The organism is uncultured Streptococcus sp. (genome assembly GCF_963456385.1).
GTDB lineage: Bacteria > Bacillota > Bacilli > Lactobacillales > Streptococcaceae > Streptococcus.
Map to the genome: position 1 here is coordinate 1 of NZ_CAUOLF010000020.1, position 24,965 is coordinate 24,965.

At 44.7% G+C, this 24,965-nt stretch carries 30 protein-coding genes and 1 pseudogene; 1 reads left to right on the forward strand and 30 read right to left on the reverse strand.

Annotated features, from left to right (window positions below; all coding sequences use genetic code 11):
• The 22 genes and pseudogenes from rfbB to miaA all read right to left on the reverse strand — a co-directional run.
• Positions 1-880: dTDP-glucose 4,6-dehydratase (gene rfbB / locus RP262_RS08595; protein WP_311154869.1), on the reverse strand; the 880-nt coding region annotated here is incomplete at its 3' end.
• A 213-nt stretch (positions 881-1,093) separates the two neighbouring features.
• The gene (locus RP262_RS08600; protein ID WP_311154870.1) at positions 1,094-1,687 is read right to left on the reverse strand and encodes a dTDP-4-dehydrorhamnose 3,5-epimerase family protein; all 594 of its coding nucleotides are present in this window, start codon (positions 1,685-1,687) and stop codon (positions 1,094-1,096) included.
• A 4-nt stretch (positions 1,688-1,691) separates the two neighbouring features.
• On the reverse strand, positions 1,692-2,561 hold the full coding sequence (gene rfbA, locus RP262_RS08605) for a glucose-1-phosphate thymidylyltransferase RfbA (RefSeq protein ID WP_002897349.1): 870 nt from the start codon (positions 2,559-2,561) through the stop codon (positions 1,692-1,694).
• 134 nt (positions 2,562-2,695) lie between these two features.
• Positions 2,696-3,520, reverse strand: a pseudogene (tmpA, locus tag RP262_RS08610) (ZIP family manganese transporter TmpA).
• 22 nt (positions 3,521-3,542) lie between these two features.
• A complete protein-coding gene (locus tag RP262_RS08615) occupies positions 3,543-4,013 on the reverse strand; it encodes an 8-oxo-dGTP diphosphatase (RefSeq protein WP_311154871.1) in 471 nt (156 codons plus the stop codon).
• Between the two features lies 1 nt (position 4,014).
• The gene (locus RP262_RS08620; RefSeq protein ID WP_311154872.1) at positions 4,015-5,109 is read right to left on the reverse strand and encodes an FAD-dependent oxidoreductase; all 1,095 of its coding nucleotides are present in this window, start codon (positions 5,107-5,109) and stop codon (positions 4,015-4,017) included.
• Positions 5,110-5,120: 11 nt separating this feature from the next.
• Complete coding sequence (locus RP262_RS08625; RefSeq protein ID WP_311154873.1) at positions 5,121-5,918, reverse strand: Nif3-like dinuclear metal center hexameric protein; 798 nt, start codon at positions 5,916-5,918, stop codon at positions 5,121-5,123.
• Complete coding sequence (locus tag RP262_RS08630) at positions 5,905-6,594, reverse strand: tRNA (adenine(22)-N(1))-methyltransferase TrmK (protein ID WP_311154874.1); 690 nt, start codon at positions 6,592-6,594, stop codon at positions 5,905-5,907. Before RP262_RS08630 ends, RP262_RS08625 begins: the two co-directional genes overlap by 14 nt.
• Positions 6,595-6,733: 139 nt before the next feature.
• Positions 6,734-7,522, reverse strand: a complete 789-nt coding sequence (yghU, locus tag RP262_RS08635) for a glutathione-dependent disulfide-bond oxidoreductase (RefSeq protein ID WP_311154875.1) — start codon at positions 7,520-7,522, stop codon at positions 6,734-6,736.
• Between the two features lie 67 nt (positions 7,523-7,589).
• Positions 7,590-8,270 (reverse strand): DnaD domain-containing protein, encoded by a 681-nt coding sequence (locus tag RP262_RS08640; protein WP_311154876.1) that lies wholly within the window; start codon positions 8,268-8,270, stop codon positions 7,590-7,592.
• Between the two features lie 8 nt (positions 8,271-8,278).
• Entirely contained in the window at positions 8,279-9,220 is a 942-nt protein-coding gene (gene metA / locus RP262_RS08645; RefSeq protein ID WP_311154877.1) for a homoserine O-succinyltransferase, read from the reverse strand.
• Between the two features lie 147 nt (positions 9,221-9,367).
• Positions 9,368-9,880, reverse strand: a complete 513-nt coding sequence (locus RP262_RS08650) for an adenine phosphoribosyltransferase (protein WP_311154878.1) — start codon at positions 9,878-9,880, stop codon at positions 9,368-9,370.
• Positions 9,881-10,152: 272 nt separating this feature from the next.
• Entirely contained in the window at positions 10,153-12,375 is a 2,223-nt protein-coding gene (recJ, locus tag RP262_RS08655; protein ID WP_311154879.1) for a single-stranded-DNA-specific exonuclease RecJ, read from the reverse strand.
• A gap of 105 nt (positions 12,376-12,480) precedes the next feature.
• Entirely contained in the window at positions 12,481-13,071 is a 591-nt protein-coding gene (locus RP262_RS08660; protein WP_311154880.1) for an HD domain-containing protein, read from the reverse strand.
• A 93-nt stretch (positions 13,072-13,164) separates the two neighbouring features.
• Entirely contained in the window at positions 13,165-14,205 is a 1,041-nt protein-coding gene (locus RP262_RS08665; RefSeq protein ID WP_311154881.1) for an acyltransferase family protein, read from the reverse strand.
• 58 nt (positions 14,206-14,263) lie between these two features.
• Entirely contained in the window at positions 14,264-14,974 is a 711-nt protein-coding gene (locus RP262_RS08670) for a methyltransferase domain-containing protein (RefSeq protein ID WP_311154882.1), read from the reverse strand.
• Positions 14,975-14,980: 6 nt separating this feature from the next.
• On the reverse strand, positions 14,981-15,736 hold the full coding sequence (locus RP262_RS08675; RefSeq protein WP_311154883.1) for an SDR family oxidoreductase: 756 nt from the start codon (positions 15,734-15,736) through the stop codon (positions 14,981-14,983).
• A gap of 28 nt (positions 15,737-15,764) precedes the next feature.
• On the reverse strand, positions 15,765-16,256 hold the full coding sequence (locus RP262_RS08680; protein WP_311154884.1) for a hypothetical protein: 492 nt from the start codon (positions 16,254-16,256) through the stop codon (positions 15,765-15,767).
• Between the two features lie 39 nt (positions 16,257-16,295).
• Positions 16,296-17,225, reverse strand: coding sequence for a ribonuclease Z (gene rnz, locus RP262_RS08685; RefSeq protein WP_311154885.1), 930 nt, complete (start codon positions 17,223-17,225; stop codon positions 16,296-16,298).
• A gap of 10 nt (positions 17,226-17,235) precedes the next feature.
• Positions 17,236-17,859, reverse strand: a complete 624-nt coding sequence (locus RP262_RS08690; protein ID WP_311154886.1) for a cystathionine beta-lyase — start codon at positions 17,857-17,859, stop codon at positions 17,236-17,238.
• The gene (hflX, locus tag RP262_RS08695) at positions 17,852-19,090 is read right to left on the reverse strand and encodes a GTPase HflX (RefSeq protein WP_311154887.1); all 1,239 of its coding nucleotides are present in this window, start codon (positions 19,088-19,090) and stop codon (positions 17,852-17,854) included. Before hflX ends, RP262_RS08690 begins: the two co-directional genes overlap by 8 nt.
• 31 nt (positions 19,091-19,121) lie before the next feature.
• Positions 19,122-20,006 carry a tRNA (adenosine(37)-N6)-dimethylallyltransferase MiaA gene (gene miaA / locus RP262_RS08700; protein WP_311154888.1) on the reverse strand — a complete coding sequence of 295 codons (885 nt, stop codon included), beginning with the start codon at positions 20,004-20,006 and terminating at the stop codon, positions 19,122-19,124.
• A gap of 82 nt (positions 20,007-20,088) precedes the next feature.
• On the opposite strand from miaA, the gene RP262_RS08705 reads away from it, so the two are divergent.
• Complete coding sequence (locus RP262_RS08705) at positions 20,089-20,259, forward strand: DUF3042 family protein (protein ID WP_002895160.1); 171 nt, start codon at positions 20,089-20,091, stop codon at positions 20,257-20,259.
• Positions 20,260-20,333: 74 nt separating this feature from the next.
• Here the strand turns inward: RP262_RS08705 and RP262_RS08710 are convergent, their stop codons facing one another.
• From RP262_RS08710 to hisF, 8 genes are all read right to left on the reverse strand, one after another.
• On the reverse strand, positions 20,334-20,732 hold the full coding sequence (locus RP262_RS08710) for a hypothetical protein (RefSeq protein WP_311154889.1): 399 nt from the start codon (positions 20,730-20,732) through the stop codon (positions 20,334-20,336).
• Between the two features lie 197 nt (positions 20,733-20,929).
• Entirely contained in the window at positions 20,930-21,295 is a 366-nt protein-coding gene (locus RP262_RS08715) for a hypothetical protein (RefSeq protein ID WP_311154890.1), read from the reverse strand.
• 83 nt (positions 21,296-21,378) lie between these two features.
• Positions 21,379-22,305 (reverse strand): YafY family protein, encoded by a 927-nt coding sequence (locus RP262_RS08720; RefSeq protein ID WP_311154891.1) that lies wholly within the window; start codon positions 22,303-22,305, stop codon positions 21,379-21,381.
• A gap of 16 nt (positions 22,306-22,321) precedes the next feature.
• Positions 22,322-22,636: a GNAT family N-acetyltransferase gene (locus tag RP262_RS08725; RefSeq protein WP_311154892.1), complete on the reverse strand. Its 315-nt coding sequence runs from the start codon at positions 22,634-22,636 to the stop codon at positions 22,322-22,324.
• Between the two features lie 11 nt (positions 22,637-22,647).
• Positions 22,648-23,397: a PHP domain-containing protein gene (locus RP262_RS08730; protein ID WP_311154893.1), complete on the reverse strand. Its 750-nt coding sequence runs from the start codon at positions 23,395-23,397 to the stop codon at positions 22,648-22,650.
• Positions 23,398-23,430: 33 nt separating this feature from the next.
• Positions 23,431-23,745: a phosphoribosyl-ATP diphosphatase gene (gene hisE / locus RP262_RS08735; RefSeq protein WP_311154894.1), complete on the reverse strand. Its 315-nt coding sequence runs from the start codon at positions 23,743-23,745 to the stop codon at positions 23,431-23,433.
• 117 nt (positions 23,746-23,862) lie between these two features.
• Entirely contained in the window at positions 23,863-24,207 is a 345-nt protein-coding gene (hisI, locus tag RP262_RS08740; RefSeq protein ID WP_002904741.1) for a phosphoribosyl-AMP cyclohydrolase, read from the reverse strand.
• Positions 24,207-24,965: an imidazole glycerol phosphate synthase subunit HisF gene (hisF, locus tag RP262_RS08745; RefSeq protein ID WP_311154895.1), complete on the reverse strand. Its 759-nt coding sequence runs from the start codon at positions 24,963-24,965 to the stop codon at positions 24,207-24,209. Before hisF ends, hisI begins: the two co-directional genes overlap by 1 nt.

The following is a 24,965-nucleotide window of genomic DNA, read 5'->3' on the forward strand; positions in this document are numbered from 1 at the left end:
CAATGGCATAGCGGAGGTCATGGCCGGCACGGTCTGTCACATGGTCATAAGCATCTGCTGGCTGTCCCATTTCCTTGAGAATCAGCTCCAGAACTTCCTTATTGTTCTTCTCGCCATCAGCACCAATCAAGTAAGTTTCACCGATTTGACCCTTGGTCAAAATCGTCCAAACGCCTGATGAATGGTCATTAGTATGAATCCAGTCACGAACGTTTTTACCTTCACCGTAGAGTTTTGGCTTGATACCGCTCAGGATATTGGTGATTTGGCGCGGAATAAACTTCTCGATGTGCTGGTAAGGACCATAGTTGTTTGAACAGTTAGAAATCGTCGCTTTGACACCAAATGAGCGCACCCAAGCTTTAACAATCAAGTCTGAAGCTGCTTTAGTTGAGGAGTAAGGCGAGCTTGGATTGTACTTAGTTTCAGCGGTAAATTTCTCACCTGGGCCTTCTCCATGACCTGGTAAATCTTCACGCAGAGGCAGGTCCCCATAGACTTCGTCAGTTGACACATGGTGGAAACGAATGTTGTATTTACGAGCTGCTTCCAAAAGTGTGTAAGTTCCGATGAAGTTGGTGTGGATAAATGGACTCGGGTCATTGAGCGAGTTATCATTGTGGCTTTCTGCTGCATAGTGAACGATAGCATCAGCTTCAGCTGCCAGCTTATCAACTAAGGCTGCATCAGCAATATCTCCAACAACTAACTCCACTCGGTCGCCTAAAATTTCTTCAATGTTAGCCCGATTACCTGCGTAAGTCAGCTTGTCCAGCACTGTCACATGGACATCTGGAAAGTTATTGTAAACATAGTGGACAAAGTTAGAACCGATAAAACCAGCTCCACCTGTCACGATAATTTTTTTGTATTCAGTCATTGATTTATTTTTTCTCCATAATAAAACAAAATAAGGAATTATTTGTTTCGTAAAAAATAGTAATTTTGAAATTATATAAAAGGCTAAGAAAATAAACAAAAAGAGGAGAACCATCATCAGAATGAATCCTAATGGTCCTAAAGAAATAAGAAAATAGAATATAATCAGCAAGAAATAGATAATATATTCAAACACTTGTTCTATTCACTCTTCTTACAAATCTTCTTTTCTTAGAGGTTTGACATCCTTAAGCAGTGGATGGTTCTTGTCTGCTTCTGAGACTTCTGCTGCTTCTAGGTTTTCCCACTGGATGCCTAAAGCTGGGTCTGCATAGTTGACAAAGGCATACTTAGGTTTGAGTTCCAAAGCCCAGTAGTCATTGACCAGATAGCTGTAGGAAACAGTATCAGAAAGGACTTGGAAGCCGTTGGCGACGCCACGTGGCACAAAAATCCCCTTGCTGGCATCAATTACTGTCTGGTAGGTATTGCCAAAAGTCTCACCTTCACGCAGGTCTACCCAAGTTCCCAGCACCTTACCGTCATCTGCAACAGAGATGTACTTGTCCCATGGTTCAGCATGAAGACCACGCAGGACATTTTTGCGAGAAAAGCTGACATTATTTTGCAGTTTTCCTTCTGCAAAGAAGCTTTCAGGAAAGCCTAGCGGCAGCATTTTTTCCTTCTGGAAATTCTCCTTAAACCAGCCTCGGTTGTCCCCACGAACAGGGATATCAAATTCCAACATACCTGATATTCCGGGAACCTCACGCGCTGCTAATTCCTTATCAAAAAATTGTTCCGTCATCTTTTTATTCTTCTCCAATCAAGCGCAAGAGATAGTGGCCATATTCATTCTTTTTCAATGGCTGCGCCAATTCATGCACTTGCTCTTTAGTGATATAGCCCATACGATAGGCAATTTCTTCCAGATTCGCCACCTGAACGTTCTGCATACGCTGAACTGTTTCGATATATTGAGCTGCCTCTAAGAGACTTTCGTGGGTACCTGTATCCAACCAGGCAAAACCACGTCCCATAAGCTCAACAGACAAATCGCCACGATCCAAGTAAGCCTTGTTAACGTCAGTGATTTCCAGTTCTCCGCGAGGACTTGGCTTAATATTCTTGGCAATCTCTACAACATCGTTATCGTAGAAATACAGTCCTGTTACTGCATAGTTAGAGCGCGGTTGTTCCGGTTTTTCTTCGATAGAAATAGCATTCATATTTTCATCAAATTCTACTACACCAAAGCGTTCTGGATCCTTGACATGGTAGCCAAAAACAGTTGCTCCTTTTTCCTTAGCAGCAGCATTTTGGAGCATTTTACTCAGACCTGGTCCATGGTAAATATTATCCCCAAGAATCAGCGCCACGCGGTCATCTCCAATGAAATCAGCCCCAATGATAAAGGCTTGTGCCAATCCGTCCGGACTTGGCTGCTCTGCATAAGAAAGCTTGATACCGAACTCAGATCCATCTCCCAGCAGATCCTCAAAACGAGGCAGATCCGTCGGAGTAGAGATAATCAAGATGTCCTTGATACCAGCCAACATAAGAGTTGACAGTGGATAATAAATCATGGGTTTGTCATAAACCGGCATGAGCTGTTTTGACGCAGCGCGGGTCAATGGATACAAACGTGTACCAGAACCACCTGCAAGAATAATACCTTTCATATGAGTTTCCTCTCTTAATGTATTCTCCTTATTCTACCATTTTTGAAAGCGGATGTCATCCTTTTCACTACTCTTAAATAAAAGAAAAAGAGCGGAAATTCCGCTTTCTTCCGCTCTTTGATTCCAAGTTGGCATCAACCCAAAGCCACATCCAAGACCATCATGAGAACAAAACCCACCATGAGACCTAAAGTCGCCACATCGGTATTGCCATTGGTCTGCGAATCCGGTATCAGCTCCTCTACCACCACGAAAATCATAGCACCCGCCGCAAAGGAAAGAGCATAGGGTAGAATAGCCGTCATGGCCATAACAGCAACTGCCCCAAGTACTGCCCCAATTGGCTCTACAATAGCAGACATGGAGCCCCAGTAAAAGGCTTTAAGGCGAGACTTGCCGTCCGTCCGAATCGGAATGGACAGAGCCGCTCCTTCTGGGACGTTTTGCAGGCCAATTCCCAAAGCTAGGCCAATCGCACCGACAAAGGCTTCCGGACTAGGATTGGCGGCCAAAGCACCAAAGGCTACTCCGACTGCCAAACCTTCTGGAAAATTGTGAATGGTAATGGCTAAAAAGAGCAGGGCTGTCTTGGACAGCTTCTTGCGGCTATGCTCAGGAACACTCTCTGCCTCCGAAATGCCCTTGCTCAAGTGCAAGTGAGGCACTACTGCATCAATCAGCCGCAGGAAAAAACCTCCCACTAAAAAGCCAATCGCTGCCGGCAGCCAGGACAGCTTGCCATAAGAACTTTGCGCATACTCAATCGACGGTGCCAGAAGCGAACAAAAGGAAGCCGCAATCATGACGCCTGCCGCAAAGCCCATCATAATATCCAGCAACTTGCGACTGACTTATTTAAAGAAAAATACAACAGCCGAGCCCACAATGGTACATCCCCATGTAAAAAGCCCCACTAATAAAGCCTGCATAACCACAGGCTGCGATCGTAACCAGTCCATAACTTCTCCTTATCCTCTGAAATCAATCATACAAAATCGTCTTGGTTTCCCCGATACAGTGCTTTTCCTCATTCCAGTAATGAATCCGCTCGAAAGAGCCTTTCCGCCAGTAGAGAGGCAAACGTTCACGTATGTCGTCCTGCATATCTATTTGTCCAAGTTCGGAAATCTTCCACCATTTGGGCTCCCCTTCATGATCGTTTCCCCTAACTTGTCCTTCAAAGGCAGTACAAAGAAAATCGTAATATACATACCGTTCTTCTTTACTTGGATTAGTGAAGCCTGAAATCCCCTTCAATTCCAAGTTTAGAGCAGTCAGCCCCGTTTCTTCTTTTAATTCGCGCCTTGCAGCTTCAAAAAAAGATTCTGGAAACTCTACCTTCCCACCTGGTTGTATCCATCCCTTAAAGTTATCATGTTGGCGATTAAGCAGTAAAATTTCATCATCTTTTTTCACACAAACATTGACCCAATTCAAAATAGTTTCTGTCATATCAAACCTTCTTCACATACCGCTCAATAGGATAGTCAGCTGGATTCAGCAGCCCCGCTTCTCCTAGAGCCATCTGGGCCAATTGGCGTCCGATAAGCGGGCCAGTTGTCAGACCAGAAGAGCCCAACCCGCTGGCAGCGTAGACATGTGGCAAATCTGGCACAGCTCCAAAGAATGGAGCAAAGTCGCTGGTATAAGCCCGTGTTCCCACGCGATCGCCTAGAATCTCTGCAGTAGCCAACCTCGGCAAATAAGTTTCCGCTTCTCGCTGCAACTGATTCAATACCGTCTTATCAACTGTCAAATCAAAGCCCTGATCATTTTCATGACTGGCACCGACACTGACCTTACTGGCTAGAAAAGGAATGACATCCAGCTCTCCCTCAGGCATAACCACAGGGTAGTCATCCGTCTGCTCAGCCAGTTTAAAATCCCGTAGCTGTCCCTTTTGCGGTCGAACATCTGTCTCATAGCCAAGTGGCTGTAGGATTTCTCCCAGCCAAGCACCCACAGCTAAGATGACACAGTCAAAGCTGCGTCCGTCCACAAGAAGTTGCTCTCCATCTACTGTCAAGCTTGCCTTTTTCTCAACCAACTCTGCCTTGCTTGCTTTCACAAGCGTCTCCGTCAAGAGTGCTCCCTCCACACGGGCACCACCGGAAGCATAAAGAAGCCGCTCAAAGCCTTGCAAGTCTGGAAATTTCTCATGGGCTTCCTGAAGGCTAAGAAGACTCAAGTCCTCTATTAAGGGCGACTCTTCACGACGATTAGCAGCCAAATCATAAAGCTCCTGCAGCTTGCTCTCATCCTTTTTCAGCAGATAAACACCTGTCTGTTGGTAAAAGTCTGTCTGGATTCCAGCATCTTTCAGTTCCGCAATCAAGTCCTGATAAAAATCAGCGCCTAGGCGCGCCATCCTGTACCAAGCCTTGTTGCGACGCTTGGAAAACCAAGGACTGATAATACCAGCGGCTGCCTTGGTTGCCTGCCCCTTGCCGTCATCAAAGACAGTCACTTCCACATCTGGGGATTTGGACAAATAGTAAGCCGCTGTTGATCCGACAATCCCAGCTCCAATCACTGCTACTTTTTTCATGTCGCTCCCTCTCAAATATGTCGGAAAGGATTGGTCCAAGCCTGACTAGCCAGAATCTCAATCTCCCATCCCTCTTCTGCCTTCCAACTATTAAGCTTTTCTTTTAATTTTTCCGTAAATAGAACCTCGATATGGTGTCCAGGATCCAGTGCCAAAAGTTCTTCTGTCAGCATCTCCTGAGCTGTATGATAGTAAATATCACCAGTTATGTAGACCTGCGCTCCCTTGGCAATGGCCTCCGGATAAAAGGACTGACCGCTGCCACCACAAATAGCTACACGCTCAATCACACGCTCGAGGTCCGCTTCACCATAACCCACCAGACGCAAACTATCCAGCCTAAAGGCAGTCTTGACCTTAGCCGCAAAGTCACCAAAGGTCTGAGGAGCAATCTTACCAACACGGCCAATACCGTGATCTGGACTCGTCTGACTAAGAAAACTTGTCTCCTCAATCTCTAAAAGCTGACAGAACCAATCATTGAGCCCGTCCTCCACGACATCAATATTGGTATGGCTAACATAGACAGCAATATCATGCTTGATGAGGTCTAAAATCATCTGATTTTGAGCCTTATCCGCCACTAGATCCTTAAGAGGGCGAAAGATAGGCGCATGCTTAACGATAATCAGTCCAGCACCTGCCTCAATAGCCTCCGCCACCGTTTGCTCTCGAATATCCAGTGCCACTAGAACTTTGTCCACTTCTTTGTCCAATGTTCCGATTTGCAAGCCTGAAATGTCACCCTCTATTGACAGTTCTTGCGGGCAATAGGCTTCATAACGGGCGATGATTTCACTTGCTAGCATGGAGTACCTCCTTGATACTTTCGATTTTTTGGGACATAGCAGAGCGTTCCAGCTCATTCTTTTCTGGGATATGGGTTAGAGCTCCTTCTAGTTTCTCCAGTTCTTTCTGCCATCTTAGCTGAAAAGCAGGTGACTGTTGCTTCATCAGAAAAGGACCAAAGCGCTTTTCTTGCTCTGTCAAAGTTTGCTGGCCTGCTTCTGCTACCAGGATTTCGTAAAACTTACCAGCCTCTTCTAAGATATCCTCAGCCAGCAAGCGAAAGCCGTTAGATACCAGCCAGCTGCGGAGCTCATCCTCTCTGTTATTGGGCTGCAAAATCAAGCGGGAAACGGACTCAAGCTTAGATCTGCCATTTTTCAAAATCTCTGAAATCAAGCGACCACCCATGCCAGCGATAACGATGGTGTCAATCTGATCTCCCGCTTCCAAAGCTGCCAAACCATTGGCCAAACGAACTTCAATCTGCTCTGTCAGCCCATGCTCTGCCACATTTTTCTGAGCAGACTGAAAAGGCCCCTCTACCACTTCACCGGCCAGAGCCTTCTCAATCCGTCCCTGCTGAATCAGGTAAATAGGCAGATAGGCATGATCGCTCCCAACATCCAGCAACTTTGCCCCATCCGGCACAAAAGCAGCTACTCGCTCCAAGCGTTGGGAAATAGTCTTTTTTTGCATCGCTTACTCTTTTCTAAACATTCTTGTATTCAGTATATCATTTTTAAGGGTATAAAAAAAGCAGCGGAGACAAAATCAGCCTGTTGATAAACTGATTTTGTCTCGCCACTTGATGAAGAGATTTTCTAACCCTTACAAATTATTTAATTTCTTGATACTTGGCAGCTAAACCGCGCTGAACCGCCGGACGAGCTGCAATCTTCTCCGCCCAAGTAACTAGATGTTTGTAGGAGGTGGCATCCAAGAACTCAGCTGCGCCTGGATAGAGCTTATCCTGCACCAACTGCCCATACCAAGACCAGATAGCAATATCAGCAATACTGTAGTCATCTCCAGCGATATAAGCTTTCTTAGCCAATTCTTTATCTAATAAATCCAGCTGTCGCTTGGCTTCCATCGTAAAGCGGTTGATGGGATATTCTAGCTTTTCTGGTGCATAGTTAAAGAAATGACCAAATCCACCCCCCAAGAAGGGCGCCGCGCCTGTCTGCCAGAAGAGCCAGTTGAGTACCTCAGTCCGACCAGCCAAATCTGACGGAATCAGCTTTCCAAACTTCTCTGCCAGATAGAGCAGGATATTCGCTGATTCAAATACAGGAATCGGCTTATCAGCTGACTGATCCAACAAGGCCGGAATCTTAGAGTTGGGATTGATTTTTACAAAATCTAAGCCAAACTGTTCACCATCCATGATGCTGATTTTGTATAGGTCATAGGCAGCCTCTGTCACACCTGCTGCCAGTAGTTCCTCCAGCATAATCGTCACCTTGACCCCATTTGGAGTCCCAAGTGAATAAAGCTGAAAAGGCTCTTCACCGACAGGAAGCTTCTGCTCAAAACGCGCGCCTGCAGTAGGCTGATTGATACCTGAAAATTTTCCTTGGTCGCTGTCCGCAGCGGACCAGACTTTTGGCAATTGATAGGTCATACTTTTCTCCTTTTTTATAAAACCAAGGGCCTGTCGTATCTAACAGACCGCTGTAAATCTAATAAAGTCAGTCCTTCCATAAATTCATGGCATTGAGGAAATCATCTGAAACTGTCACATTTTGAGGATTAGCCGCTTCACGTTCTTCCCGCTTGGCTTCTACCTGAGCAAGTGTAGTGATGCCTTCCTTGCGCCAATTACGCAAGATAGCCTGAATATACTTCCAGTTGGCCTTGCCATTAAAAACAGCCTCACGAAGGGCAGCCTTGACCAAGTCAGGATTGGTTTTATCGTCTTGGACAGTCTTGGTCAAGTCCTCAATTTCAAAGGGTGTCAAGAGACGGCCCAGCTCCTGCTGGAAGGTCTCCACCAAGTCTTTCAAAACATTCTGAGGTGCCTTTGACACAGTCTGCGGACCACTTTTGGCTGCTAGCAGTTCATCCAGCTTTTCCAAAGCCGGCGAAGCATCAAAGATAACCTCTGTCTCTCCATTCAGCTCAATGGTCTTATACTGCAAGAGACCTTTCTCCGTCAAATGGGACATAGAGCGATTGACTTCTGAAAGGGTCTTGCCAATATGCTCCGCAATCTGACTAGGTGCCAACTCTTCCAAGGAAGTCGTATTTTGCAGATAGAAAAACTGCCAGACCAAGAAATCATCGCTGGAATCAAAGATGTCCTTAAAATGTAAAAGAAGGGCACTCGGGATTACTAGATTGCCCGATTTAAAAGCTGATAAATAAGTCATGTCACCTCTTATAGATAAGCAAAAAACGATACATCATTTTCAGGACTCTCCCAGTCGAAAGGTGTCTCCTGATAGACAGCGTAATTGACCCAATTATTGAAAAAGAGTGCTGCGGCCGAACTCCAACGCAAGGCCGGTGTCGCATGGACATCATCGTTTTTGAAATAATTCTCTGGAATATGTGGATTCTTCCCTGCCTTCAAATCGCGGAAATATTCCTTAGATAAAGTATCGCGGTCGTATTCCATGTGACCGAAGCTATATACTTCTCGCAAGTCTCGGCTAGCCAACACAGAGAGACCCGTATCCTCTCCAAACGAAAGAATTTCCAGATTGGTCAAATTGACAATATCTTCCTTTAGAACTTCAGTATGACGGGAATGCGGCGCATAAAACTCATCGTCAAAGCCACGGAAAAGCAGGTTGCTGCTATCAGCTGACTGGCTATAAACACCCGATAATTTACGCATCATCTGGTGCTTGTCAACGCCGTAACGAGCGTAAAGTCCAGCCTGAGCTCCCCAACAGATATGCAGAGTCGAAAAGACATGGCTCTTGGACCATTCAATCACCTGCTGGAACTCTTCCCAGTAGTCCACCGCTTCAAAAGGCAGATGCTCTACTGGCGCACCAGTGATAATCAAGCCATCAAAATAGCGATTTTTAACCTCATCAAAAGTCTTATAGAAAGTCTCCATATGCTCTGCACGTGTCGTTTTAGACTGATGAGAGCTCATGTAGAGGAAGTCAATAGTCAACTGCAGCGGGGTATTAGCCAAATGGCGCAGTATCTGAGTTTCTGTCACCATTTTCTGGGGCATGAGATTGAGTACCAAAATATTCAGAGGGCGGATATCCTGATGATCAGCCCTATCATCATCCATGACAAAGATATTCTCAGAACCTAAAATGTCAACAGCTGGCAGTTTCTTATCAATCTTAATCGGCATGAAAATATCTCCTTCAATCGTTAGAAAGGCTTGGAAATACTTTTCCAGCCTATTCTTTGTTTATAGAATGTACTTTCATTATACTGAAAGGAGATATAGTTTTCAATTATACTTTTTCTCTAACTAGATATAGCTAGAAACTATGTATTAATAGTGCATCAGAACCTTGTAGTCGTATTCACCGATAGCTTCGCGACCCTTGAGCTCATCTAGCTCAATAAGGAAGGCGCATCCAGCAACTATACCGCCAAGGCGCTCAATCATCTCAATCGTCGCCTTCACTGTTCCGCCAGTCGCAAGAAGATCATCTACGATTAGAACGCGTTGACCTGGTTTGATGGAATCAGCATGCATCGTTAAGGTATCAAGGCCGTACTCTTTTTCGTAATCTGCTGAGATAACTTCGCGTGGTAATTTTCCAGGTTTACGAACAGGAGCAAAACCAATACCCAATTCAAAAGCCACAGGGCATCCTACAATGAAACCACGTGCTTCTGGGCCTACAATCATATCGATTTTTTTGTCAGTTGCATATTGTACAATTTCACGAATAGCGTAGCTATAGGCATTTCCGTCTGCCATCAGCGGGCTGATATCACGGAATGTCACGCCCTCCTTTGGATAATTTTCGATTGTTGCAATGTAGTCTTTTAAATTCATGATATACTTTCTTTCAAAAAAATTTTTTACTCTCTATTATATCACTTTTTCATCCAAATGGTAATAGAAAATTTACTTTTTATTGGTATCTATTATTTAATCTGAAAAATCATGTCTGATCCATTTATAGACCACCATATTGAGGCTGAGATAGAGTTGGATATTCTTTATAATTTCTTCTGTCAACTCAAAGAGCGAAACTTCCTTTTCCCTAACATGCTGAGACATAGGTCCAAGTCATTCACTTTTTAACGTGATTACCTGAACAATTTTCAGTCTGCTTCCATCAAATAATCATAAATCTCCTGCACGGTGCCCAGAGCCATGAGTTCTTGTTCTTTGACTAGGCGCTTGAGGTCTTGGTAAATGTGACTACTGTCAATTTCTTTCTTTTCTGCTTCTTTATTGACCTTCATGACGCCTTCGGTAATGCTGACAAAGCCCAGCTCTTCAAAAATCTGAATCATTTTGACCAAGAGAATAGGGTCGATTTTCAGGTAAGCTGCTAGATCCTTGAGCTTATAGCGAACATCAAAATCGGGGAACTGATAGATAGTTTTGTAGAGTTTGGCAAACTGCTCACGGTTGCCATAACCTGTAAGATAGTATGGCTTGGCAATTTCATTCTTAAAGTAAATAGCTTCGAAATCCTGTGATTGAAGAATCTTCTTCAAGACCTGCAAATCATCAGGCAGGTCATAAACCACAACTGCTCTGCTATTTGTCAAATCCGGCAATTCCTCTGTGAAACGCAAGACTGGAACCTTGCCAGGTAGCGTCGCATTTTTGCTGCGGATATTGAAAAGCTGAACACCGTCCACACGGGCATCTACCAGCATGAGCTGGAGACTGGTCTGTCCATTCCATTTATTGACAGAGAGGCTGACAGCCAGCTCCAGATTCTTGGTTTGGGCAAACTCTGTCGCCAGACTTCCTTGCCCAAAAGCTACTACTTCAAAAGTAGCATCTCCCTGAGAAATTTTTAGCTTGAGATGGCTATTGCCAGCTCCCATAGTCCGAGTATTGTCCACTTTAAAATCCTTGAGGTAAAAAAGCGGCTTTTTATTATCCATACCAAAAGGAGCCAGTTTTTCGAAGCTTTTGAGCGTATCTAGGGTCAGTTCTGGCAGATGCAGCTCCTCATCTAAATAAAGGGCTGTTTTGCCAGTCAAATCCAAATCATTGTCTAAGATGTAGGCCGTCAGGATATCAGATAGCTCTGCTAGTTTGTCTGCTTCAAGAGTCATTCCAGCCGCTCCAGCGTGCCCGCCAAAGGCTACAAAGAGATCACGGTGACTGTCCAAGGCCTCAAAAATATTGACCGCTTCAATACTGCGGGCGCTGCCCTTAGCGATGCCATCCTCAATATTAAGCACTATTACTGGCTGGTGCAGCTCTTCCAGCAAACGCCCAGCGACAATCCCGAGCACACCAGGGTTCCAACCTTCCTTGGCCAGCACCTGCACTGGTCTCTTAGGATCCAGCATGGTTTGTGCTTCTTCATAAATCTGCTGGACGATTTCCTTGCGCTCGTCGTTTTTCTGGTTGATCATGAGTGCAATGTCACGAGCTTCTTCGTCGTCAAATCCTGTCAAAAGCTCAATCGCTGGATTAGGATCATCCAGCCGTCCCAAGGCGTTGAGCCGGGGAGCAATCTGGAAACCAACTGTTTCTTCATCCAGTTCATCAGGCTGAATACCAGCGATTTTGAAGAGTTCCTGAAGTCCTACTCGCAGGGTATTTTTGAGGACGGAAAGGCCGTATTTGACTAAGATCCGATTTTCCCCTGTCAGACTGACCATATCGGCAATGGTGCCAATGGCAACTAAGTCCAAAAGTTCGACTTGGACTTCTTCCAACAAGGCAGTTGCCAGCTTAAAAGCCACTCCACAACCAGCCAGATGCTTGAAAGGGTAATCCGCTCCGCTATGTTCCGGATGGACGATAGCATAGGCGTTTGGCAGCTCCTCAGGCATGGAGTGGTGATCCGTCACGATGACATCCACGCCCAGAGACTGGGCCAGTTCGATAGCTTCAAGGCCCGCCACTCCATTATCTACTGTAATAATGAGCGAGATGCCTTGATTTTCAATAAAATATTTGTAAACACTGCTATTAGGACCATAGCCATCCGTAAAGCGATTGGGCAGATAGACCTGACACTCAGCCCCCAACTGCTCCAAGGCTTCCTTGACAATAGATGCCGAGGTCATCCCATCAGCATCATAATCACCATAGATCAAAATCTGTTCGTAATTCTCAATCGCTGCGCGAATCCGCTTCACTGCCCGTTCCATATCATGGAGGCTATAAGGGTCATGAAGCTGGTCTAAACTAGGCTCCAAAAATTCCTGTAAAGCCACTTCAGTCTGCACACCTCTTTGGTAAAGAAGACTGGCAGCGGCAGGTTCTAATCCGGCTTTCTTAGCCTGTTTTAAAAATTTTTCATCTGTAAAATTAGTGGCAAACTGCCAGTCGTATTTTGAGCTAATCATGATGAGTGAAACACTTTCTCCGTTCAATCTTGTCTGAATATTATAACATGAAAAGACTGGTTCAACCAGTCTCAAACTTTCTATCTACGAGCGAGACCATCAGGCTCACTCATCTAGGTAAAGCCCCTTAGCAACACTTTGATCAATAACTTCCTGAGCCAATTCCCAAAGAGTTTCAGAGGTTTCTTTGATAAAGGATTTCTTAGAAATAACCTGCGACTTGGTCAGGCCATGAGGGTTGTCATGGGGCTGAGCGACTTCCAAGTGATTGAGCAGGGGAACCAGAGCATCCAGCACTCGTGCATATTTAGCTTCTATGCTAATGCCGGTTTCAAACTCCTGCCAGAGCCCTAAAAAGATATTCTGCTGATCTGATGGCAACTTGTCCAAACTGATTTTCAAGGACTCCAGCTCTCTATCGTAAGAATCGCTCTTGCCCACGTCGTCAAAGATAAAGGTATCGCCAGCATATATTTCGCCCAAATCATGAATCAATAACATAGACATGACCTTTTTCAGATTAACTTCTTCAGGGATATATTCTCGAAAGACTAGCGCCATGAGCGCCCCCTGCCAACTATGCTCTGCAGAATTCTCAAAACGATAGGCATCCAAGGTACGATTGTTGCGATGAGTGGCTTTCAGCTTTTCCAGCTCATTGGTAAAAGCCAGCTGCTGTTGTAGACGTTCAAGCATGTGAAACTCCTTTGAAATGTTTTATAGCTAATTCTATTCAAAATTGATAGTTACTCAAAACAATCTATATCATTTTCTTCAAAAACTAAACTTTCACTTCTTTTCTGTTTTTTTCCTTTGCCATCGAATCACTAATTCTGACGTCAGATGGGTCAGGATAAGCGTCAGAAGGAAGGCCCAACGGCCAGTTTCCCACTTGGTCAAGTGCCGGGATTTGAGCAGAAAGAAAGATAACTCAATAAAGATAGGATGGAGGAAGAAATAAAGGATACTTAGATCTTTTAAATGTCGCCAGTTTTTTTCACGCTTCCACTGAGTTTTTAACAGCCAATTGAATAAGAAGAGCGTAAAGGGAATGAGAGCAAAGAAAAAGTTTTTATCCAGTCCCTGCCTGATGTAAACCAGAACTCCTTCACCTACCAGGAAAAGGCTTGCCAGCAGAAGAGACAGCCAGCGTTTTTTCTGAAATAATGCTACCTGCCCGTAATCAGCTAGAAAGTAGCCTAAATAGATAAAAATGGGCGTATAGAAGAGGCCATTCCTGCTAGTGAAAAAGAGCTTGGCATAGGCATCGTACCAGTCTGTCAGCAGACTAGGCGCCAGATAGGCGTGATAAGTCTCAATAGCACCTAAGGCATAGAGAAGCAGTAAAAGGACAAATGTTTTCTTAGAGCCTAACTTCCTATACAAAAAATGGACCAGCAGCAAGCCTAAGAGAAAGGCGGGGATATACCAGAGCTGGTAGCTCATTCCTATGTAGAAGAGCGCTGCTAGGATAGCCAGCGGAGCTAGGTAGAGCGGTAAATGCAGTGATTGGAAATAAGTCAAAGCATAGGGGAGATAGACCAAGCTCCAGAAGCCATAGACCTTTAAAATGCCTTTAATATACAGAGTCAGTTTCGTAGAACTGTGCTCTCGCTTCCAGCGTACTCGGAAAAAATAGGCTGAAGAAATTAAAAAGAAAGGCACTGCCATGCGGCCAAACATACTCTTCTGAATAAAATGCAGAGCTTCATGTTCAAAAAGCCTCTGGCAATGGACCATAATCACCAAAACAGAAGCGATATATTGAAAAAGGCTGATCAGGGCATAATTGACTGGCTGCCCTGGCTCTATGACTTCTCTCCTTTGCATCAAGCTTTCTCCTTACGAGGTTTGTTTAAGATGTAAATGAGCACTTTTTTCCTTTGACCTAGGACTTGACTAGCCAAACATGCTGAAAGGCAGCGATGTCTCGATAAGGTGATTGGTTGCAGACAGCCAGCTCCATCTCAAACATCTTTTCAGCCCAGTCAGGGGCAGTTTTATAGTCATTGGATTGCAGCCCGTAAAAAATCCGTAGTCCTTGATAATCCTCAACTTCTATCGGAAGACCTGAAATCACTTCCTGAACCTGATAGACCTTAGCAGCTCCCATGCTGTGGGTTTGATATGTCTCACCCGCCAAAAGCTGCTGGGCTTTTTCTGGATCATTTTCAAAAACCACCGTATGCATAATGCGCCCAACCTCGTGATGCTTGACCAGAGAAATTTTGCCGTCCTTTTTTAAGAGGCGGGAAAATTCTGTCAAATAGAGAGCAGGGTCAGATACATACTCTAAGACATTATGACAGATGATGACATCAAAAGACTGGACTGGCAATGTTTGCAGAAGGTCCAAGCTACCTTGCAATTGCTCATAGGAAAAGTCCTTCTTGCGCTCAGCAATAATTTCTGGGTTCGGTTCGATGGCGGTCACTTGGTTGTTTTCCGCTAGAAAATCAGCCACAATCCCAAAACCGCTACCGAAATCAAGAATTTTCTGGCCCTTCAGCGACTCTAGAAAGGCAAAAACAATATCATACTGAAGCTTGCCCCAAGGCGCCTGCAGATGAGCCTTGTACGCTTGTAGATTAGCTGTCATAAAACCTCACTTATAGTTAAACATATTGGCTGCCATCTTGTCAGCAATTCTTGGAAAAAGGGTATAAAGCTTGTGCGCTAGATTGAGAATCCCAGGTAGATTAATTTCCCGCTTCTTTTTGCCAAAGGAGCTGACAATTTTGCTCGCTACAAAGTCAGGCTCAAGGATATACTTGTCGACTGCTTTTACATAGGAACCATCAGGATCCGCTTGATCGAAAAAGGAAGTTTTAATAGGACCTGGGTTCACCGTCGTGACATAAACCCCAAAAGGCAGGAGTTCCAAACGCAGGGCATTGGAAAAACCAATCGCTGCAAACTTGGTCGCTGAGTAAAGACTGGACTTGCTACTGGCAATGAGGCCGGCCATACTAACGATATTGACGATATGTCCTTGACCTGCCTGCTTCATCCGAGTCCCAAAGATACGGGATAGGTTCATCAGGGCAAAGGTATTGACCTCAAACATGGCCTCGATATCGCTAAAGGTGATTTTGTCAAATTCTTCAAAAATCCCATAGCCAGCGTTATTGACTAGGACATCTACGTGGCCATACTGGCTGTCAATCCGCTCAGCAAAGTTTTCCAAAGCTGAGCTGTCTGTGATATCCAGCTCCACTAGGTCAAGATTTTCTTTTTCTCCATATAGTTTTTCCAGCTTAGCCTTGCTCCTTCCGACCAAAATCAGTCGGTCATGAGGCAAGAGCTTAACTATTTCCTGGGCCAGTCCACCGCTAGCCCCTGTGATGATGATAGTGCGCATCTCAATCCCTTTCAAAGTGTTGATCGTTTTAATGAAATCTTTTTCCAGCTAAATAGTCAGCATAAGCTTGATCAATGACAGCAGCAAAAAGATGATAATCCTCCCAGCTACCTAAAAATTCCAAAGGTAGGTCGTACAAGTCATCGACTACAAATTTGGAATAATCCTTCATGTACTGATGCTCATAGTAATCGTTCACAAAAGCCTGAAAATCCTTTTTGATATCCATTGTTCCCAATTTTCCGTCACACCAGTCTAGAACATAATCTACACCCAAAGTTTGCTCGTCTTTGACACTTTGGAATGATGTTTCTTCATCAGGAATCATCATTTCCTTTGCATCATGCTGGATGAGCCAAGTAACGAAGAAGCCAATATGATTCGCAGCCCAACGATGAACCTCTCGATAATCATCTTGTGTTAATTCTTCATTTTCTAAGTTATAACTATAAATATAGTTGGTTAATGCATCCTCAAAATACCAATCAGCTTTATCAAATAAACGATTTTCAACTGTCATCTTATTTTCCTCTCAACGAAACTGTCCGAGACTGTAAAATTATAACTCCACCTCTTCCAAGTCCTTAACCACATGGACGTTGTCAAAGACAGCACTGGCATCGCGGCGCATTTGGCTGATGTCCTTGGCTAGAAAGCGAGCACTGATATGATTGAGGAGGAGGCGCTTGGCACCAGCTTCCTTAGCTACTTCTGCTGCCTGCATATTGGTAGAATGACCGTGATTACGGGCCAGTTTTTCATCTCCCTTGCCATAGGTCGCTTCATGGACCAGCACATCTGCTGCCACAGCCAAGCGAACGCTGGCAGCAGTCTTACGGGTATCACCTAGAATAGTAATGGTCTTGCCTGGACGAGGAGCTGAGATATAGTCGGCTGCGATGATTTTGGTCCCATCTTCTAGGACGATATCCTGACCATTCTTAACCTTTCCAAAAAGGGGGCCAAAGGGAACACCCGCTGCTCGTAGCTTATCTGCATCCAGCGTTCCTTCCAAATCTTTCTGCATCACCCGATAGCCCACACAGAAAATCGTGTGATCCAGCTTATCCGCATAAACTGTGAACTTGTCCGTTTCCAGAATCTTGCCCAGACTGTTTTCATCAAACTCATGAAAATCAATCCGATAAGGTAGACGAGAACCTGACACGCGCAGACTAGACAGGACAAAGTTTTTAATGCCTTTGGGACCATAAATTTCTAAATTCGTCTGCTCTTCATTAGCCTGAAAGGAGCGACTGGACAGAAAGCCCGGCAAGCCAAAAATATGGTCGCCATGCAGATGCGTGATGAAAATCTTACTGATTTTGCGAGGTTTAATCGTCGTCTCCAAAATCTGGTGCTGGGTGCCTTCGCCGCAGTCAAACATCCAGACCTCATTGATTTCCTCCAAAAGCTTGAGGACAAGGCTGGACACATTGCGAGCCTTGGAGGGCTGACCGGCTCCGGTTCCTAAAAATTGTAATTGCATGTTATTCTTTCTAAATGATATAAATCATGGCAGAGCGATTCTGCGAGTGATAGTATTTTCTGCCAGCATAGGACTGAGCCAGCTGACTCACTTCGTCTTGATTGTAGCCCAGAACCCTCTGGCTGCCATCAGCCAGCTGCTGCCAATCGGTCAAGGCAGTCAGCGCCTGACTGTCCACGACTTGCGACTCAGATTTGAGAGGCACCATTTTTATTCTCCCAGCTTCTTCATAGACCAAGTATTGTGGAAAGACTTGGGCGATTTCAAAGAGCAAGTCAGCTGTTGCAGGCTCTGGCTTTTCAGGGAAGACCAAGCCGACTTTCTCGCTCTCATAGCAAAATCCATAGGACTTGCCAGAAAGATTAAGTCGTACAAAAGGTTTACTTTCTACAAAGCTAGGCTCCGGATTCCACAAGTCCAGCGCCTGACTGATTTCTAAAAAATAGGCTGTCGCGGCTTCAGGACTTTTCTTCTGATAAAGCTCTGCAAAGTAAGCGTTGATAACACTAGGAGGTGGCGTGATAAAGCTTCTCTTCTGCTCCTCTGTCAGGCCAGCCAATACTTGCTCTAAGTAGATCCTGTCTAGGCTCGTAAAACCACCGTATTTGAGGGCCAAATCTATATAATCAGTCATAAAATTCTTCCAGTTTCCATTTGTTTTTCTCGGCAATCCATCCTGAAATGACTTCGACATCGTCTAAGTATTCTCGTTTCCCCATAATCGCGACTTTCTCTAAATCATGAATCTTGTAAGCTTTAGCAGGTGCTACCTTGATGGTAAAAGGCAAAAATAACTCTTTCATCCGCTCCAGCAGGACTTGCTGCAAAACAGCTCTGCTATTGTCCGCCTTAGCCGAAATCAAAGAATAAGGAGTCAGGGTCGGGGTGAAATGCTCCGCCTTGTCCGCTTTGTTATAGAGAGTCAGCCGGGGAATATCCAGCATGTCCAGCTCTTTCATGATGTCAAGGACGGTCTTTTCATGTTCTTCATGATGAGGGTCGCTAGCGTCAATAACATGGACCAGCAAATCGACATTTTTACTCTCTTCCAGTGTGGATTTAAAGCTGGATACTAGCTCTGTAGGCAAATCCTGAATGAAGCCGACCGTGTCAGTCAGCGTGACATTGAGCTGACCACTGAGGTTGATGTTCTTGGTCGTGGCATCTAGCGTCGCAAAGAGTTCGTCGGCCTCATACTGACTCTTACTAGTCAAGCAGTTCATAATCGTAGACTTTCCAGCATTGGTATAACCGATGAGGCCGATTTTGAAAATACTGGATTCCAGCCGTTTTTCACGAACGGTTGCCCGATTTTTCTCGACAACCTTGAGCTGGCGCTCAATATCATGAATCTGATTGCGGACACTGCGTCGATTGAGCTCCAGCTGGCTTTCACCAGGCCCGCGGGAGCCAATGCCACCTGCCTGACGGCTGAGCATAATGCCCTGACCAACCAAGCGAGGCAAGAGGTACTTGAGCTGGGCCAGATGCACCTGAAACTTGCCCTCGTGACTCCTAGCTCTCATGGCAAAAATATCCAAAATCAGCTGCATACGGTCAATAACCTTGACACCCAAGCTTTCCTCCAGATTGACATTCTGGCGAGGTGTCAAGCGGTTATTGACAATAACAGTCGAAATCTCTTCGGCATCAACCATCTGCCGGATTTCTTCTAACTTTCCAGATCCGACAAAGGTCTTGCTGTCATACTTTTCCCGCTTCTGGCTATAGGAGCCAACTACCTCAGCCCCTGCAGTCTTAGCTAGACTTTGCAGCTCCTCCATGGATAGGTCAAAATTCTCCGTGTCTGCTAGTTCCACACCGACCAAAAAGACACGCTCTGTTTTTTTCTCTGTTTCTATCATCTCATATCCTTACTAAGACTTGGTCAGCCAGTTACTTGTCCAAAAACTTCCTGATGTCTTCCATGACCTGATTTTTATAGTCTGGATTTCCCACCTGATAAAAGGTTACAGACATCCGATTTCGAAACCAAGTCAGCTGGCGCTTGGCGAAACGTCGGGTATTTTGCTTGAGCTTGTCCACCGCCTCTTCAAGACTTATCCGGCCTTCAAAGTAGGGGAAAAGTTCCTTGTAGCCGATGCCTTTGCTGGCTTGACTGGTCGGAGCTTTATCAAACAGCCAACGGGCTTCTTCTAAAAGCCCGGCTTCTATCATCAGATCTACTCGCTGATTGATTCGCTCATAAAGTCGCTCCCGCTCATCATCTAGACAAATCAGCAGGGCATCATAATCTGGCTGACTGTTTTCTAGTTGCCCGCCTAACTGAGCAATCTCTAGCGCCCTCATAGCCCTGCGTCGATTTATCTGAGGAATCTCGATACCCAGCTCTGCTATTTTCCCAAACAAAGCTTCATCTGACCAACTATCCAGCTGCGCCCGATAGGCCAGAATCTCCTCGTGAGGGACGGAGCCGCCCAGATGATAGCCCTCGAGCAAGCTCTGGATATAGAGACCTGTGCCGCCACAAATGATGGGAAGCTGACCTTGAGACTCAATCTCACGAATAGCCTGATCCGCCTCAGTCACAAAATCATAGGCCGAGTAGCTTTCTCCAACCTCCCTCACATCCAGCAGATGATGGGGAATGCCCTCTTGCTCATCCAAACGAATCTTAGCTGTACCAATATCCAAGCCACGATAGACCTGCTGACTGTCACCGCTGATGATTTGCCCATTGAAGCGCTTGGCTACCTCGATACTCAAAGCCGTTTTTCCGACCGCCGTAGGCCCCACTATCACAATTATTTTGGTTTTCATCGTTTTTCCTTGAAAAAATTTTGATTTTTCGTTACTATTAATTATAACATAAATAATAAAAGTTCAGAAAAGGAGAAATCACATGGCTAAAGGATTTGGAAAAGGCGTTCTTACAGGAGTTGCAGCTACTGTAGCTGCTGTGGCAGGCGCAGTATATGCTGTCAAGAAAAAAGTCATCGAACCTGAAGAACAAAAAGCGGCTTTCATCGAAGAAAACCGTAAAAAAGCAGCTCGCAAACGTGTAGCACACTAAGCCTGCACATTTCACTAAAAAGCCTGGAAAAATCCAGGCTTTTTTCTTTTTTGAAAAAACAGTAATCAAAGCTATTAGACTTTAAAAGCTCTTTCTTTCTTGGGCGGTTGAATGCCATAAGAGCTAAAGATATAATTGCTTAAGAGCAAAAATACTAACAGCTCAAGCACAAAAAACAAATCGAAAGCAGGATTGGAAGACAGAGAAACGAAAGGAATCGCAAGACACACAATTGTGACATAAAAGATTTTCAACTGTTTGATATAAAGCCAGAAGAGTTCAAGGCTTTGCCTGCCACTAATCTGCGACTTAGACTTACTTCCTGAGTACCAGATGATAAATACTTCCACAAAAAAGAATAGACCTAGCAAAATGATCATTCTCCAAAAATGAACCTGCAGTAGAATTCCCACTGCTAGCAATAACAAAACACCCAAACTCAGCGCTAGCACTGCTCGCCTAGTATTAGTCATAAAATCAACTCCTTTATATGACTACGAAGAACAGTCAAATTAATTATTACTAATCAATTATATTGCTCTAGGAGAACATATTTTATTTCGGCTTTATTTTACCACTCGGCAAGAAAACTTACAAATAATACGATAAAGCATTTGTAGAAGTCATTGATTACTGAAAAAAGCCACCATTCGGTGACTTTTCTACATGCTTATCTCCCTTGCATAAACTCTTGAAAACGATGAGTATCAAAGTAAATAGTAGATGCAATCAATTTGTCTGATTCATCAAATTTTAAAAATTCCGCCACATCCAACTCTAGTTCATTTCCTTGTGGTGACTGCAGGCGATAGCGATTTAAAGCTGCTGCTTCTCGTCCCTCTACCAATAACTTCTTCACTTCAAGATGCTGGCTCAAAGCATAGAATTGACCTGCACCTTGCAGATAAACATCACGCCCTTGCCTGATCTCCTGACTGTCGCACATTCCATAATTAAAGTTTTCTGCTACGAAATCTTCCCAGCCACCTTTATTAACTGCGGTAAAATAGCTTTCTGCTAATGTTTTTGTATCCATTTGGAACCTCCAAAAATAATTTAGGCAGTTTTCAAACTAATGAAAGCTTGAGCCCACTTAAGAGTATACAAAAAGCAATATGACTACAGTCTGTCATATTGCTGAAGATTTTTTTGAAGAGTATCAATTAATTTATCCTGCAGTTCTTTTGGTGATATGACTTTTACTTGATGAGCAAAACTTAAAATCAATTCGAAAAAGGCCGGTGTTAATGCTCTGAAAGCATGGACCTTTATTCTGGTTTGCTCAACAGTGATTTCTTCTTCTGTGAAATGGTCATAAATTTTTGGAAGCGCAGATTCTTCAAAAATTAGCTCTACTTCTTCTTTACTGCCCTCAACTTTATCTTTGGATGGATTTAAAAGAAGCTCTAACTTTTCTTGAGATAAAAGTGGGTAATCTCCAATATCGACAGCCTCTTCTGCTGGCTGCAAATCTCGAATTCTGCTGAGTTTGAAAAAACGAAAATCTAACTTTTCTAAACAGTAGCCGATAACATACCAAGCATTTAGTTTAAAAATCAGTCGATGAGGAAGAATCGTTCGCCGACTTCGTTCTTGTTTTTTAGAAAAATAAGAAAAGGAAACTTTCTTCCCAGTTTGTATAGCCTGCTCAATTTCAAGTAAATAATTTGTATTGAGAGACCATGAAGTAAGATCGAAGTAAAAAGGATTAACCCTATCGATCGCCTCTTGAGAAGTAAGCTTATGCTCAATATTGTCAAAACTCGGACGGCCAACAATTTTGCCAACATTTTGGCTCATATTGATGATAAACTGCTTTTCTTCTTCTGTGAAAAAACTGCTGTCCATCTTGTAGTCATCTGGTATATAAAAACCACCCTTATCCCCACGTTCAGAGTAGATAGGGATTCCAGCTAAGCTGAGCGTATCCATATCTCGATATACGGTACGAGTAGATATTTCAAAACGTTCAGCAATTTCTTTAGCTGTTATCTGTCTCTTATTCAAAAGGGCTAGTAGAATATAAATTAATCGTTCTAGTTTCATGAGTTTTCTTTTCTTATTACAATCGGCACAGCATCAAATAATCGTCTTCTCTCTCTTCAACCGTAACAAAGCCCAGTCTTTGATAAAAGCCAACGGCGGGATTGTCTTTTGAAACGGAGAGGGAGACACTTGGGTAGCCTTTGGACTTGAGCAAGTCCAGCATGGCCGTCATCAACTGCTGCCTAAAGTCCTTGATATACATCTCTAGTTCTGGCTCCTTCAAGATAGTTCTGGGCAGCGGCTCTAGACCTGGGAGAATAAAAATAGCTTGGTAAAGAAATTCCTCTAAGAGCGGGATTTTCTCTGATTTTAAGGGCCTAATCTCAGTCATGACTTCTCCTTCTAGATCAACTGCTCCTCGCCTATGCCAGCTTCAGCTAAAATTTTGCCAACTCGGTCAAATTGCAAGCGGAAATGCTCCAGCTTATGGCCGTCTGATCCCACTGAAAACCGCTGGCCACCCAGCTCCTTGACTAGCGAAAGAGCATAGATATAGAGTTCCTCGTGACCATATAGATACATGGACTTGCAGTTGAGCTCAAAGGCCAGACCATGGTCAATCATCTTTTGAAAAAGCTGTCGCAGCTCTGGTTCAAAAGTTTTTAACTCCTCTACGGTAAGATCGAATTTGCGGAAACCATAGTCAAAGTGAGCTAAGACATCTGCTGGCACAGCCTCGATAGCCTCTTCCAACTCTCTCAGGTAGGAGTGAATCAGCTCCATCTTATCCAGCTGCAGGACAGGAACTTCCAGATAGTCAAAACTACCATTGTGGTGGACGGACAATAGTTTCAGGTCATATTCCTTGTCCGCTAGGAAAGCTAGGATATCGTCCTTACGCGGAGCGTAATAGCCAATTTCAATGCCCTTTTTGATGCGGTTGCCATATTGCTGGTTCAGCTCTGCTATTTTTGCTGAATAGGCCTCATAGTCAGGCACATCATCGTGGGGCGAGACAGCTTCGTAAGGGTAGGGATTGGACAAATCATAGTGCTCAGTGGTGACAATCTCGCCCTCGTAATGGTCCAGATAGTCACAGAAATCTGCCTCAGAATCATAGGAAAAATAGGTATGAAGATGGTTATCGCGCATGCTGGACCGCCTTTCTGCAAATCTCGTGTCCTTTTAGTAATTATCAATTTCAGGTCGGTCGTGAATCCGGCTTTGCTTGCCCTGACGGGCCTGGAGGACGGCCTCTACCTCTTCCAGACTGACGCCAGTCTCGACGAGAGCGACCGCCAGATGGTAGAGCAGATCAGCTGTCTCATTGGCCATCTCGTCCTTGTTAGCATTTTTAGCCGCAATGACCACTTCTGTCGCTTCTTCACCGACTTTTTTGAGAATCTTGTCCAGCCCCTTGTCATAGAGATAGCTGGTATAGGAGCCTTCCTTGGGCTCTTTTTTGCGTTTGAGGGCTTCTTGATAGAGGGTTTCTAGCATGGTATCTCCTTGTTACTGTCCTTATTTTACTATAAAAAGCAATTCTTTCCAATGGCAGGCTGATATCTTAGTTTTATTTTTGCATTAACCAAGTACTAAAGTAAACCAAGGGAGCTTTTAGTCAGTTTTGCTGGCTTGTTCATCCCAGATTGGATGGAAAAAGCAGGATTTGGCACCGGTGTGGCAGGCTGCTCCCAGTTGGTCAACCTCGATCAGCAGGGTATCTAAGTCGCAATCAGCTGTGATTTTTTTGACGGTCTGGTAGTGGCCGCTGGTGGCTCCCTTATGCCAAAGCTCCTGACGTGACCGACTCCAGTACCACATTTGTCCGCTAGTGCGGGTCAGTTGGTAGGCTTCTTCATTGAGATAGGCCAGCATGAGGACTTCTTTGCTGGTGTGGTCTAGGATAATGGCAGGTATAAGACCGCCTTGCTTTTGAAAATCTAACTTTACTTCTGTCATCAGATGCGCACCTCCAATCCAGCTTCCAGCATGGCTTTTTTGGTCTCTGCGATGGAGACCTGACCATAATGGAAAATTGAAGCGGCCAAGGCACCTGTCGCTGCAGTCTTTTCAAAAACTTCTAGGATATGCTGGCTACTGCCAGCACCACCAGATGCGATGATGGGAACGGACACCACTTGGGAGACGGCTTCCAGCATTGGCAAGTCAAAACCAGACTTGGTCCCGTCCTTGTCCATACTGGTCAGAAGAATTTCCCCCGCTCCGAGACTGACAGCTTCTTGAACCCAATCTAACAGGTCTCGACCGCTGTCCTTGCGGCCACCAGCCAGATAGACATGCCAGCTGCCATCCGCTTCTTTCTTAGCATCCACGGCCAGCACCACGCATTGGCTGCCGAATTTCTCAGCACAGTCAGCCAAAAGCTGAGGACTTGCCAATGCTGAGGAATTAACTGCAACCTTATCTGCCCCAGCCTGCAACATCCGCTTCATGTCCTCAACCGTACGAATGCCGCCCCCGACGGTAAAGGGAATGAAAACCTGCTCCGCCACGCGCCGGACCATATCGACCGTCGTGTCCCGCTCCTCATGGGTGGCGGTAATGTCCAGAAAGACCAACTCATCACAGCCAGCTTCATAGTAGGCCTTGGCCGCATCGACTGGATCTCCTACATCAGTCAGATTGACAAAGTTGATGCCCTTGACCACCCGGCCGTCCTTGACATCCAGACAGGGAATGATTCGTTTTTTCAGCAT

Bases quoted from the DNA above. Each gene is read 5' to 3' on its own strand.
- RP262_RS08600 (WP_311154870.1), bottom strand. From the start codon at position 1,687: ATGACGGAACAATTTTTTGATAAGGAATTAGCAGCGCGTGAGGTTCCC.
- rnz (WP_311154885.1), bottom strand. From the start codon at position 17,225: ATGCAATTACAATTTTTAGGAACCGGAGCCGGTCAGCCCTCCAAGGCT.
- RP262_RS08730 (WP_311154893.1), bottom strand. From the start codon at position 23,397: ATGCGCGATAACCATCTTCATACCTATTTTTCCTATGATTCTGAGGCA.
- hisE (WP_311154894.1), bottom strand. From the start codon at position 23,745: ATGCTAGAAACCCTCTATCAAGAAGCCCTCAAACGCAAAAAAGAGCCC.
- RP262_RS08720 (WP_311154891.1), bottom strand. From the start codon at position 22,305: ATGAAACTAGAACGATTAATTTATATTCTACTAGCCCTTTTGAATAAG.
- RP262_RS08650 (WP_311154878.1), bottom strand. From the start codon at position 9,880: ATGAATTTAAAAGACTACATTGCAACAATCGAAAATTATCCAAAGGAG.
- RP262_RS08620 (WP_311154872.1), bottom strand. From the start codon at position 5,109: ATGAAAAAAGTAGCAGTGATTGGAGCTGGGATTGTCGGATCAACAGCG.
- recJ (WP_311154879.1), bottom strand. From the start codon at position 12,375: ATGATTAGCTCAAAATACGACTGGCAGTTTGCCACTAATTTTACAGAT.
- metA (WP_311154877.1), bottom strand. From the start codon at position 9,220: ATGCCGATTAAGATTGATAAGAAACTGCCAGCTGTTGACATTTTAGGT.
- RP262_RS08670 (WP_311154882.1), bottom strand. From the start codon at position 14,974: ATGACAGCTAATCTACAAGCGTACAAGGCTCATCTGCAGGCGCCTTGG.
- RP262_RS08625 (WP_311154873.1), bottom strand. From the start codon at position 5,918: ATGCTAGCAAGTGAAATCATCGCCCGTTATGAAGCCTATTGCCCGCAA.
- RP262_RS08665 (WP_311154881.1), bottom strand. From the start codon at position 14,205: ATGCAAAGGAGAGAAGTCATAGAGCCAGGGCAGCCAGTCAATTATGCC.
- RP262_RS08715 (WP_311154890.1), bottom strand. From the start codon at position 21,295: ATGGATACAAAAACATTAGCAGAAAGCTATTTTACCGCAGTTAATAAA.
- RP262_RS08630 (WP_311154874.1), bottom strand. From the start codon at position 6,594: ATGCAAAAAAAGACTATTTCCCAACGCTTGGAGCGAGTAGCTGCTTTT.
- RP262_RS08680 (WP_311154884.1), bottom strand. From the start codon at position 16,256: ATGACAGTTGAAAATCGTTTATTTGATAAAGCTGATTGGTATTTTGAG.
- RP262_RS08690 (WP_311154886.1), bottom strand. From the start codon at position 17,859: ATGACTGATTATATAGATTTGGCCCTCAAATACGGTGGTTTTACGAGC.
- RP262_RS08725 (WP_311154892.1), bottom strand. From the start codon at position 22,636: ATGACTGAGATTAGGCCCTTAAAATCAGAGAAAATCCCGCTCTTAGAG.
- hflX (WP_311154887.1), bottom strand. From the start codon at position 19,090: ATGATAGAAACAGAGAAAAAAACAGAGCGTGTCTTTTTGGTCGGTGTG.
- RP262_RS08675 (WP_311154883.1), bottom strand. From the start codon at position 15,736: ATGCGCACTATCATCATCACAGGGGCTAGCGGTGGACTGGCCCAGGAA.
- RP262_RS08640 (WP_311154876.1), bottom strand. From the start codon at position 8,270: ATGACTTATTTATCAGCTTTTAAATCGGGCAATCTAGTAATCCCGAGT.
- RP262_RS08615 (WP_311154871.1), bottom strand. From the start codon at position 4,013: ATGACAGAAACTATTTTGAATTGGGTCAATGTTTGTGTGAAAAAAGAT.
- RP262_RS08710 (WP_311154889.1), bottom strand. From the start codon at position 20,732: ATGACTAATACTAGGCGAGCAGTGCTAGCGCTGAGTTTGGGTGTTTTG.
- rfbA (WP_002897349.1), bottom strand. From the start codon at position 2,561: ATGAAAGGTATTATTCTTGCAGGTGGTTCTGGTACACGTTTGTATCCA.
- RP262_RS08660 (WP_311154880.1), bottom strand. From the start codon at position 13,071: ATGCTTGAACGTCTACAACAGCAGCTGGCTTTTACCAATGAGCTGGAA.
- yghU (WP_311154875.1), bottom strand. From the start codon at position 7,522: ATGACCTATCAATTGCCAAAAGTCTGGTCCGCTGCGGACAGCGACCAA.
- hisI (WP_002904741.1), bottom strand. From the start codon at position 24,207: ATGACAGAAGTAAAGTTAGATTTTCAAAAGCAAGGCGGTCTTATACCT.
- RP262_RS08705 (WP_002895160.1), top strand. From the start codon at position 20,089: ATGGCTAAAGGATTTGGAAAAGGCGTTCTTACAGGAGTTGCAGCTACT.
- hisF (WP_311154895.1), bottom strand. From the start codon at position 24,965: ATGCTGAAAAAACGAATCATTCCCTGTCTGGATGTCAAGGACGGCCGG.
- miaA (WP_311154888.1), bottom strand. From the start codon at position 20,006: ATGAAAACCAAAATAATTGTGATAGTGGGGCCTACGGCGGTCGGAAAA.